Below are 10487 nucleotides of genomic sequence, written 5' to 3' on the forward strand. Positions count from 1 at the left end.
AAGGCGTCCTTGACGTCTCGGCCGGCCTCCTTGACGTTCTGACCGGCCTGCCGGGCCCGCGCCGTGCTCTGCTCGCTGGCGCCCTCCGCCCGCAGCCGCTCGTTGTCGGTGGCGTCGCCGATCCGCTCCTTGGCAACGCCGCTCAGCTCCTGGGCCTTGTTCTTCGCCTTCTCGGTGAAGCTCATGGGACTCCCCTCCGCTGGGCGGTACACCGGGCCGTACGGCCCCGCTCTGCTGTCGCGTCCCCATCCGGTGCTCGCCGAAACGCCTGCCCATTGGGTGACCCGCGGCGCCACCTGTATGGCGTCCTAGGACACTAGGTGAACGGCGGGACCGCGTGGCTGGTTAACTGGACGGTATGGGCGAAATCCTGCTGATCCGGCACGGCGAGACCACCTGGAGCGCCAGCCACCGGCACACCTCGTACACCGATCTGGAGCTCACCCCCGACGGCGAGCGGCAGGCCCGCGCCCTGGCCATGATGCTGGCCGGCCGCCGCTTCGTCCGGGTGCTGTCCAGTCCCCAACAGCGCGCGCTGCGCACCGCGCACATCGCCGGTCCGGAGGTCGACGCCGCCGACCCCGACCTGGCCGAATGGAACTACGGCGAATACGAGGGACGCACCACCCCGGAGATCCACGAGGACCAGCCGCACTGGAACATCTGGACCGACGGTTGCCCCGGCGGGGAGTCACCGGCGCAGGTCGGCGAACGCCTCGACCGGGTGCTCGCCCGGGTCGCTCCCCTGCTCGACCGGGGCACCGTGGCCCTGTTCGGGCACGCGCACAGCCTCCGGGTGCTCGGCGCCCGCTGGATCGGGCTGCCGCCCGCCGCGGGCGGCCTGCTGCGGCTGGACACCGCCACGGTCAGCGTGCTCGGTCACGAGCACGGCCGGGCGGTCATCCTGCGGTGGAACCAGCCGGCTCCCCCGCCGCCCGGGCCCGCCCCCGACCTGTCAGGTCGCCATTGATCCGCGGCGGCCGGTTCTCGTACGGGGTCGACAGCACCACCGTGGTGCGGGTGGTGACGTTGGCGGCCGTCCGGATCTCCTGCAGCAGCCGCTCCAGGTCCGCCGGGCCGGCCACCCGCACCAGCAGCAGGTAGAAGTCCTCCCCCGCCACCGAGTAGCAGGAGTCGATCTCGGGCAGGTGGGCCAGCCGCTCCGGCGCGTCATCCGGCTGGGACGGGTCGAACGGCCGGATCGCCACGAACGCGGTCAGCGGCAGGTCCAGCGCCTCGAACGAGACGCGCGCGGCGTACCCCTTGATGACGCCGCGCTGTTCCAGCCGCCGGACCCGCTGGTGCACGGCGGACACCGACAGACCCACCCGCTCGGCAAGGTCGGTGTACGACAGCCGGCCGTCCCCGGTCAGCGCCGCGACGATGGCGCGGTCGATCTCCTCCACGCGGTGCAACCTACCGGAGACGACGCGCCCGTGCCGCACCCGCCCGGCCGGTCGTCAGGCTGGGCGGGCCGCCCGGTCGCGCACCACGCCCGCGTTCGCACCCCCAGGACGCCGGATCGACGGTGACCCCCGGAAGGGCCACTAGTGACCCTTGGCGAGCGCCCGGGAGATGACCAGCCGCTGGATCTGGTTGGTGCCCTCGACGATCTGGAGCACCTTCGCCTCCCGCATGTACCGCTCGACCGGGTGGTCGGCGACGTAGCCGGCGCCGCCGAGCACCTGCACCGCGTCGGTGGTCACCCGCATCGCCATGTCGGTGGCGAAGAGCTTCGCCTTCGCCGCCTCGATCGAGTACGGCCGGCCGGCGTCCCGCAGCCGCGCCGCGGACAGCATCAGGGCACGGGCCGCGGAGATCTGCGTGGCGTGGTCGGCCAGGATGAAACCCAGGCCCTGGAAGTCGATGATCGACCGGCCGAACTGCTCGCGCTCCTTGGCGTAGCCCACCGCGTAGTCGAGGGCGGCCTGGGCCAGACCGACGGCGCAGGCGGCGATGCCGAGGCGGCCGGAGTCCAGGGCGGACATGGCGATGGCGAAGCCCATGCCCTCCCCGCCGATCAGCCGCTCGGCCGGCACCCGGGCGTCGTCGAACGCGATCTGGGCGACCGGGGAGGCGTGCAGGCCCATGGTCCGCTCGGCGGCCTGCGGGTGGATGCCCGAGGTGTTGCGGTCGGCGAGCAGGCAGGAGATGCCCTTCGGGCCGGGGCCGCCGGTGCGGCAGAAGATGTTGTAGAAGTCGGCCACCCGGGCGTGGGTGATCCACGCCTTGGTGCCGGTGACCAGGTAGTCGTCGCCGTCGCGGATCGCCTTCGTGGTTAGGGCCGCCGCGTCGGAGCCGCCCTGCGGCTCGGACAGGCAGTACGCCCCGAGCAGCTCCCCGCCGATCATGTCGGGCAGCAGCTTGCGCTGTTCGTCGGTGCCGTACTGGGCGAGCGGGTAGCAGGACAGGGTGTGCACGCTGACCGCCTCGGCGACGGCGAGCCAGCGGCTGGCGAGGATCTCCAGCACCTGGAGGTAGACCTCGTACGGCTGGGCGGCGCCGCCGTGCTCCTCGGCGTACGGCAGGCCGAGCAGGCCGGCCCGGCCCAGGGTGCGCAGCACCTCGCGGGGGAACTCGGCGCGCTCCTCGAAGCCGGCGGCCTTCGGCGCGAGCTCGCGGTCGGCGAGTTCGGTGGCGAGGGCCAGCAGGTCGTGGGCCTCGTCGGTGGGGAGGATCCGGTCGACGTTCATAGCGCGATGAGCTCCGTGGGGGTGGTGTTGAGCCGTTGGCCGCCGTCCGCCGTGCAGACGACGATGTCCTCGATCCGGGCGCCGTGCCGCCCGGCGAGGTAGATCCCGGGTTCGACCGAGAAGGCCATGCCGGCCGCCAGGGGCCGGTGGTTGCCGGCGACCACGTACGGGTCCTCGTGGGTGTCGAGCCCGATGCCGTGGCCGGTGCGGTGCAGGAAGGCGTCGCCGTAGCCGGCGGCGGTGATGACGTCCCGGGCGGCCGCGTCGAGCGCCTCGGCGGTGATCCCCGGGCGGACCGCGGCCACCGCCGCCCGCTGCGCCTCGTGCAGCACGGCGTAGTAGTCGGTGAACTCGGCCGGGGCGGGGCCACCGACGACGTAGGTGCGGGTGCAGTCGGAGCGGTAGCCGGACGGCATGGTGCCGCCGATGTCGACCACCACCGGCTCGCCGGGCCGGATCGGCCGCTCGGAGGTGCCGTGGTGCGGGCTGGCGCCGTTCGGGCCGGCGGCGACGATGACGAAGTCGACGCTCACGTGGCCGGCCGCGCGGATGGCCGCCGCGACGTCGGCGGCCACCTCGACCTCGGTCCGGCCGGGGCGCAGCCACTCCCCCATCCGGGCGTGCACCGCGTCGATCGCGGCGCCGGCCTCGGCGAGCGCCGCGACCTCGGCCGGGGACTTGCGGATCCGCAGCTCGCGCAGCACCGCGGAGGCCAGGCGCTGGGTGGCCTCGGGCAGCGCGGCGCGCAGGGCGAGGACCTGCGCGGCCCACATCCGGTCGGCCAGCCCCACCGCCGCCACCGGGCCGGGCAGGGCCGCGCGGACCAGCGGGTACGGATCGGTGCCGTCGGGATGGTCGACGATCCGGACGCCGGTGGCCGGGGCGGCCTCCGCGCCGGGCCGCTCCAGGGTCGGCACGATCAGGGTGGCCTCGCCCTCGGCGGGCAGCACGAGGCAGGTCAGTCGCTCCCCCTCGTGGGCGTCGTATCCGGTCAGGTACCGCAGGTCGGAGCCGGGGGTGAGCAGCAGCGCGTCGAGGCCGGCGGCGGCCGTGGCGCGTTGCGCGGCGGCCAGCCGCTCCGCCGGATACAGCTTTTCGGATCCCACCCCCAGAGCTTAACGGTCGTTTGGGCGCTGGGGGAGCCGGTCGGCCGGTCGGACCCGTCCCGGAGTCGCCGGCCGTGATCACCGGGGCCGCGGAACGGGGCGAGCAACCGCCTCCCGAGCTGACCACCCCGTACGCTCGACGCCGGAGCAGCGGCACGAGGCGGAAGGGTCACGATGGACACAGCGGCGCGGATCGGACGGCTGATGACCATGCGCGCGCAGCCGGGGCGGGGCACCGAGCTGGCCGACACGCTGCTGCGGGTGGCCGAGGGCCTGCGCGGGTTCCCGGGCTGCGAGCTGTACCTCATCAGCCGGGACCACGCCGACCCGGACACCGTCCGGGTGACCGAGGTCTGGTCCGACGAGGAGGCCGTGCAGGCGGCGCTGGCCGCGGCTCCCGCCGCCGCCGGAGCCGCCCCGAGCATCGCCGACGTGCTGGCGCTGCTGACCGGGCCGCCCGAGCGGATCGACGTGGCGCCCCTGGGCGGGGTCGGCCTGCCCGGCGATGGCCTGGACATCGGCCATGCCCGCTGAGCCGCCGGAACTGGTCGTCACCGACGCCGACGCCTGGCGGCGGTGGCTGGACGCGCACCACACCGACCCGACCGGGGTGTGGCTGGTGCTGGCGAAGCGGGGCACCACCGAACCCACCCGGCTCGGCTACGACGAGGCCCTCGAGGAGGCGCTCTGCCACGGCTGGATCGACGGCCAGGTCCGCCGCCGCGACGAGGCGACCTACCGGCAACGGTTCACCCCGCGCCGGCCGCGCAGCCCGTGGTCGGCCCGGAACGTGGGCCTGGTGGCCCGGCTGACCGACGAGGGCCGGATGCACCCGGCCGGCCTCGCCGAGGTGGACCGGGCCCGGGCCGACGGCCGGTGGGACGCCGCGTACGCCGGGCAGGCCAGCGCGGAGCCGCCGGCGGACCTGCTGGCCGCGCTGGCCGCCGAACCCCGCGCCCAACGGATGTTCGACATCCTCACGGGGCAGAACCGCTACGCGGTGATCTACCGGGTCACCAGCGCGAAGCGGGCCGACACCCGCAGCCGGCGGATCGCCCAGTTCGTCGAGATGCTGGCCCGCGGCGAGACGCCCCACCCGCAGCGGCGGGCCCTCGACTGAGCCGCGGTCGGCGCGACGGCGCGGGTGGCGAATGGTCGCGCGAAAGACCGGGCGTCGACGGCGCGGATCGTGCCAGGATGCCCGGCATGCCTGGTCGCGCACTGAGCTTCGGAATGGCGGCGGAAGCGTACGAACGGTTCCGGCCGGGGTATCCCGTGGAGCTTTTCGACCTGGTGATGACGTACGCGGGCCGGCCGGTTCGGAGTGCCCTCGAGATCGGCGCGGGGACCGGCAAGGCAACCCGGCTGTTCGCGCAACCGGGGATCACGGTCACCGCGACCGAGCCTGACCGGGCCATGCTCGCCGAGCTGCGTAAGCAGGTGCCGGCAAGCGTCAGGACCGGGCGAGCCGCGTTCGAGGACCTGCGACCGGGCGAGCGCTACGGGTTGGTCTATGCGGCGGCGGCGCTGCACTGGACGAACCCGGAGGGGCGGTGGTCGCGGATGGCCGCGCTGCTGGAGCCGGGTGGCGTGTTCGCCTCGTTCGGTGGACCGGTCCAGCTGGCCGACCCGGCTGTGGAGGAAGCTGTGCGCGCGGCCCGGGCACCCTTCCTGGAGAGCGACGAGGTGCCGTCCCCGGACGGGACGCCTCCGGGGCATGACATGCAGTGGCCGGGTACGGAGCTCCAACGGTCTGAGTGGTTCGCCGACGTGCAGCAGTCCGTCATCGAGCGGCGCTTCACGATGAGCGCTCGCGACTACGTCGGCCTTCTCTCGACCATCTCGGCCTATCTCGAACTGCCGACCTCGGCGCGAGAGCAGGTATTCAGCCGGATCATGCAGGTCCTGCCGGAGACGGTGGAGATCGCCGCCGACATCACCGTCCATCTCGCGCACCGCCGCCGCGAGCAGTAGCGCTTCGATGAGACGCGGACGCGCCCCGATGGACGAGGACCGGCCGGGCTGACCACGGTTGCGGGCGGTCGGCATCATGGGAGGCGTGCTCCGCTTCATCCTCAACGTGCTCTGGCTGATCTTCGGCGGCGGGCTGGTCCTCGCCCTCGGCTACGGCATCGCCGCGCTGATCTGCTTCGCCCTGGTCATCACCATCCCGTTCGGCGTCGCCTCGCTCCGCCTCGCCTCGTACGCGCTCTGGCCGTTCGGCCGCACCCTCGTCCCCAAACCCGGCGCCGGCATCGCCTCCGGCGCGGCGAACGTGCTCTGGGTGCTGCTGGCGGGCTGGTGGCTGGCGCTGTCGCACATCGTCGCCGGGGTCGGCCTCTGCGTCACCATCATCGGTATCCCGTTCGGGGTGGCGAACTTCAAGCTGGTGCCGGCCGCGCTCTGGCCGCTGGGCCAGGAGGTCGTCGAGGCGCCCTGACCGTGTCACGCGGCTGCCGCGCACGGTTCGGTGCCGTACCGGCCAGGCGCGGGGCGGTCCCCGTCGCCGGCGCGCCGGAGTCCGTGGTCCTTCGCCGGGATGAAAGCTCCCCTGCGGATCCCGGTCACCGCCCCTATGGCGTCCTAGGAGGCTGGGCTCACCCGGGTCGGATGGGGGGATGGAAGCGAATCCGCCTCGCGTCCATCCCCGGCCGACTACGGTCGGAGCAGTGGCGGATCTTCCCACCGCGGTCGAGGCACTCAAGGCGGATCCGGACCTGGCCGGGTTGCGCCGCTCCCTCGAGGCGTACTACGGCGACCCGGCTCGCGAGGCCGCGATGGACGCCTTCTACGCCCGCTTCGTCCGCCCCGGGGATCTCGTCTTCGACATCGGCGCGCACGTCGGGGACCGGCTCGGCAGCTTCCGGCGCCTCGGCGCCCGCGTGGTGGCCGTCGAGCCGCAGCCGCTCTGCGTCCGCGCGCTGCGCGCGCTCTACGCCGACGACCCGCGGGTGACGCTGGTCGAGGCGGCCTGCGGCGCCCGCCCCGACCCCGTCCGGCTGCACGTCAACTCGGCCAACCCCACCATCTCCACGGTGTCCCCGCAGTTCATCGCGGCCGCCGCCGGGGCCGACGGCTGGGCGCACGAGACCTGGGACACCGAGGTCGAGGTCGCCGGCACCACCCTGGACACGCTCATCGCCGCGCACGGCGTACCGGCCTTCGTCAAGATCGACGTGGAGGGCTTCGAGGAGGCCGTGCTGGCCGGGCTGACCCGCCCACTGCCGGCGCTGTCGTTCGAGTTCACCACCATCGCCCGGGAGCCGGCCCGCCGCTGCCTGGATCGGCTCACCGGGCTCGGCTTCACCCGGTTCAACGTCGCGCTCGGCGACGAGATGGCTCTCGCCCTGCCGCGGTGGCGGACCGCGCCGGAGGTGGCCGCGTACCTGCTCGGCCTCCCACACCGCACGAACTCCGGCGACGTGTACGCCGCCGTCCCGCCGAGCTGACCACCCGAGTCAGCCGTCCGGCGGCCGGACTCCGGTGCAGGGCCTCGGCTCGCGCATCGATGCTGGTCACACACTCATCGGCGCCAGGCTTTTTTAAGCTTTTGAACTTAGCCATGTTTCGTTACCCGCCTGTTATTGACGTGACCGGCGCCACTTCGGTTGACTGCGGTGGAACCGCTTCCGCAACCGGTTCCGAACAACCCGACCACCCCTGCGACCCGGAGGGTCCCGTGCCGATCACCATCGCCGACGTCGCCACCCGGGCGGGGGTGAGCAAGACGACCGTGTCCCGGGTGCTCAACGGCAAGGGCGAGGTGCACGTCCGCACCGCCGACCGGGTCCGGGCCGTGATCAGCGACCTGGGGTACGTACCGAGCGCCCGTGCGGTCGGCCTGGCCCGGGGACGTACCCGGGTGGTCGGCATGCTGGTGCCCTCGCTCACCTGGCCATGGATGGGCGAGGTGCTGCAGGGCGCCGCCGACGTGGTCGAGGCGGAGGGGTACGGGATGCTGCTGTTCACCTGCACCCGCGGCGACGAGTCGATGCGGCGGTTCGCGTCACAGGTCTCCGCGAAGTCCTTCGACGGCCTGCTGGTGGTCGAGCCGGAGGGCACCCTGGACTACATCACCGACCTGCACGAACGGGGCCTGCCGGTGATCCTCATCGACGACCGCGGCCACCAACCCGGCTTTCCGTCCGTCCGTACCACCAATGAGGACGGCGCCCGGGCCGCCGCCGCGCACCTGCTCGGGCTCGGCCGGCGGCGCCCCCTCGTGGTGACCGGGCTGCTCCGCTTCGGCTGCACCCGGGAGCGGCTCGCCGGGTTCGCGGCCGGCTACGCCGACGCCGGACTGCCGATCGATCCGGCCCTGCTGGTGGAGGGCGACTTCACCTTCGAGTGCGGCCGGGCCGCGGTGGAACGCCTCCTCGCCGACGGCGTGCCCTTCGACGCGGTGTTCGCCCACAACGACCTCTCCGCCGCCGGCGCGCTCCAGGCGTTGCGCGACGCCGGCCGGCGCGTCCCGCAGGACGTGGCCGTCGTCGGCTTCGACGACCTGCCGCTGGCGGGGCACACCCACCCGCCGCTGAGCTCGGTACGCCAGCCGTTGCGGGAGATGGGGGCGGCCGCCGCCCGCACCCTGATCTCCCATCTGGCCGGCACGCCGCTGCCCGGCACCCCGACCGTCATCCCGACGAGCTTCACCGCCCGCGCCTCGACCGGCACCACCTGACCGCTCCACCGCTGACCGCAACCCGCACCGAGGGGCAACTGGCCCCCCGGTGGCACCACCGCACACCCTCCATCCACCACATCCCGCCTGAGGAATGCGGGAGCACCGAGGGAGACCCTCCATGAGAAGAAGACAGTTCCTCGCCGTCGCGCTGGCCGGCGCAATGGCCACCGGGCTCGCGGCGTGTGGCGACAGCCCGAACGCCAACAAGAAGAACGGCCAGGCGGCAACCGTGCTGAACGTCGGCATGCCGAACGGCCCGCAGACCGAGAACAACAACCCGTTCCTCACCACGTCCGCCGCGGCCTCGCTGGGTTACCGCTGGCAGATCTACGAGCCGCTGATGATGTGGAACCCGGTGAAGCCGGCCGAGCCGTTCAAGCCGTGGCTGGCCACCAAGGCCGAGTGGTCGTCGGACTACACCTCGGTCAAGGTCACCATCCGGACGGACGCCACCTGGTCGGACGGCCAGAAGCTCACGGCCGAGGACGTCGCGTTCACCTACAACCTGGTGAAGAAGTACCCGGCGCTCAACGACCAGGGCGTGCCCTACACGGACGCGACGGCGAGCGGCAACGAGGTCACGATCACGATGTCCAGCCCGCAGTTCGTCAACCAGCAGAAGGTGCTGTGGCGGGTGCCGATCGTGCCCAAGCACATCTGGGAGAAGATCAGCGACCCGACCACCGACCCGGTCAAGCAGCCGGTCGGCAGCGGCCCCTACACGCTCAAGTCGTTCACCCCGGCCACCACCACGCTGACCGTCCGCGACAGCGGCTACTGGCAAAACCTGCCGAAGGTCAAGGAACTGCGCTTCACGTCGTACACGGACAACAGCGCGCAGACCACCGCCCTGGCCAACGGCGAGTCGGAGTGGAGCTTCGTCTTCATTCCCAACTACCAGACGGTGTTCGTCGCCAAGGACCAGGCCCACCACAAGGTCTGGGCACCCCCGGTGCTGGGCATCCACGGCCTCTACGTCAACACCACGAAGAAGCCGTTCGACGACCCGGTGCTGCGCCGCGCGATGAACATGGTGATCGACCGCGAGGACATCTTCACCACGGCCGAGGCCGGATACTTCCACCCGCTGGTGAAGAGCGTGACCGGTCTGCCCAGCCCCGCCGGAGACGCCTTCGTCGCCCCGGAGTTCAAGGGCCAGGAGCACAAGGTCGACGTCGAGGGCGCCAAGGCGCTGCTCACCGGCGCCGGCTACAAGCTCGACGGCAACACCCTCAAGGACAAGACCGGCAAGGCCGTCACCATCAAGCTGACCGACCCGGCCGGCTGGTCGGACTACCAGACCAGCCTCGAGATCGTGAAGGACGGCCTGTCGAAGATCGGCATCGCCGCGACGGTCGACAAGGCCAACCAGGACGCCTGGTTCCGCAACGTCGAGCAGGGCAACTTCGAGGCGACCTTCCGGTGGACCGAGGGCGGGGCCACGCCGTACGACATCTACCGGACCGTGATGGACGGCCGGCAGCTGAAGCCGATCGGCACCGCCTCCCCCGCCGGCAACTTCGGCCGCTTCAACAACAAGGAGGCGACCGACGCCCTGGTCGCCTACGCGAACGCGACCGACGAGGCCGCCCGTACCGCCGCGATGAACACACTGCAGAAGGTCTTCGTCGACCAGGTGCCGATGATCCCGGTCGGCGCGGACAACATCGGTGGCGCGTACAGCACGAAGAACTGGACCGGATGGCCCGACGACTCGAACCCGTACGGCGCCATGCAGCCCACCCAACCCAACGCGCTGGACGTGGTCCTGCACCTCAAGCCGGCGGGTAGCTGACCCCCGGCCCCGCCTCCCCGGTCGGCCGCGGCCGGCCGGGGAGGCGGAACCCACGTTCATGACATGGCAACCCCAGACAGGAACTCGGCATGACGTTGAGCGAGAGCGCGACGCCGGCCGACGAGGTGGTGCTGGAGGCCGTCGGCCTGACCAAGCACTTCCCCGTCCGCAGGCGGCTACGTGACCTCTTCTCCCGGACGCCGGCCGTC

At 72.5% G+C, this 10487-nt stretch carries 12 protein-coding genes; 8 read left to right on the forward strand and 4 right to left on the reverse strand.

Annotated elements, in window-relative coordinates:
• On the reverse strand, positions 1 to 185 hold a 185-nt coding region (locus tag ONA70_RS30730), incomplete at its 3' end, for a CsbD family protein (RefSeq protein WP_265009994.1).
• Between the two features lie 173 nt (positions 186 to 358).
• On the opposite strand from ONA70_RS30730, the gene ONA70_RS30735 reads away from it, so the two are divergent.
• A complete protein-coding gene (locus ONA70_RS30735) occupies positions 359 to 970 on the forward strand; it encodes a histidine phosphatase family protein (RefSeq protein WP_265009995.1) in 612 nt (203 codons plus the stop codon).
• Here the strand turns inward: ONA70_RS30735 and ONA70_RS30740 are convergent.
• The 3 genes from ONA70_RS30740 to ONA70_RS30750 all read right to left on the reverse strand — a co-directional run bounded on the left by ONA70_RS30740 (position 900) and on the right by ONA70_RS30750 (position 3799).
• Positions 900 to 1406, reverse strand: coding sequence for an Lrp/AsnC family transcriptional regulator (locus ONA70_RS30740; protein ID WP_265009996.1), 507 nt, complete (start codon positions 1404 to 1406; stop codon positions 900 to 902). The two genes, ONA70_RS30735 and ONA70_RS30740, sit on opposite strands and share 71 nt — an antisense overlap.
• Before the next feature lie 141 nt (positions 1407 to 1547).
• On the reverse strand, positions 1548 to 2693 hold the full coding sequence (locus ONA70_RS30745; protein WP_265009997.1) for an acyl-CoA dehydrogenase family protein: 1146 nt from the start codon (positions 2691 to 2693) through the stop codon (positions 1548 to 1550).
• Positions 2690 to 3799 (reverse strand): M24 family metallopeptidase, encoded by a 1110-nt coding sequence (locus ONA70_RS30750; protein ID WP_406601278.1) that lies wholly within the window; start codon positions 3797 to 3799, stop codon positions 2690 to 2692. Before ONA70_RS30750 ends, ONA70_RS30745 begins: the two co-directional genes overlap by 4 nt.
• Positions 3800 to 3973: 174 nt before the next feature.
• On the opposite strand from ONA70_RS30750, the gene ONA70_RS30755 reads away from it, so the two are divergent.
• The 7 genes from ONA70_RS30755 (at position 3974) to ONA70_RS30785 (ending at position 10278) form a co-directional block, all read left to right on the forward strand.
• Positions 3974 to 4333, forward strand: a complete 360-nt coding sequence (locus ONA70_RS30755; protein WP_265009998.1) for a putative quinol monooxygenase — start codon at positions 3974 to 3976, stop codon at positions 4331 to 4333.
• Positions 4323 to 4919, forward strand: a complete 597-nt coding sequence (locus ONA70_RS30760) for a YdeI/OmpD-associated family protein (RefSeq protein WP_265009999.1) — start codon at positions 4323 to 4325, stop codon at positions 4917 to 4919. The genes ONA70_RS30755 and ONA70_RS30760 overlap by 11 nt, the downstream gene beginning before the upstream one ends.
• A 176-nt stretch (positions 4920 to 5095) precedes the next feature.
• Positions 5096 to 5773, forward strand: coding sequence for a class I SAM-dependent methyltransferase (locus ONA70_RS30765; protein ID WP_265010005.1), 678 nt, complete (start codon positions 5096 to 5098; stop codon positions 5771 to 5773).
• An 85-nt stretch (positions 5774 to 5858) separates the two neighbouring features.
• Positions 5859 to 6239, forward strand: a complete 381-nt coding sequence (locus ONA70_RS30770) for a YccF domain-containing protein (protein ID WP_265010000.1) — start codon at positions 5859 to 5861, stop codon at positions 6237 to 6239.
• A gap of 229 nt (positions 6240 to 6468) precedes the next feature.
• The gene (locus tag ONA70_RS30775) at positions 6469 to 7248 is read left to right on the forward strand and encodes an FkbM family methyltransferase (RefSeq protein ID WP_265010001.1); all 780 of its coding nucleotides are present in this window, start codon (positions 6469 to 6471) and stop codon (positions 7246 to 7248) included.
• Between the two features lie 230 nt (positions 7249 to 7478).
• Positions 7479 to 8480, forward strand: coding sequence for a LacI family DNA-binding transcriptional regulator (locus ONA70_RS30780; RefSeq protein WP_265010002.1), 1002 nt, complete (start codon positions 7479 to 7481; stop codon positions 8478 to 8480).
• A 121-nt stretch (positions 8481 to 8601) separates the two neighbouring features.
• Entirely contained in the window at positions 8602 to 10278 is a 1677-nt protein-coding gene (locus ONA70_RS30785) for an ABC transporter substrate-binding protein (RefSeq protein WP_265010003.1), read from the forward strand.
• Positions 10279 to 10487: the final 209 nt, after the last annotated feature.

Source organism: Micromonospora yasonensis (assembly GCF_026013475.1).
Classification (GTDB): Bacteria; Actinomycetota; Actinomycetes; order Mycobacteriales; family Micromonosporaceae; genus Micromonospora; species Micromonospora yasonensis.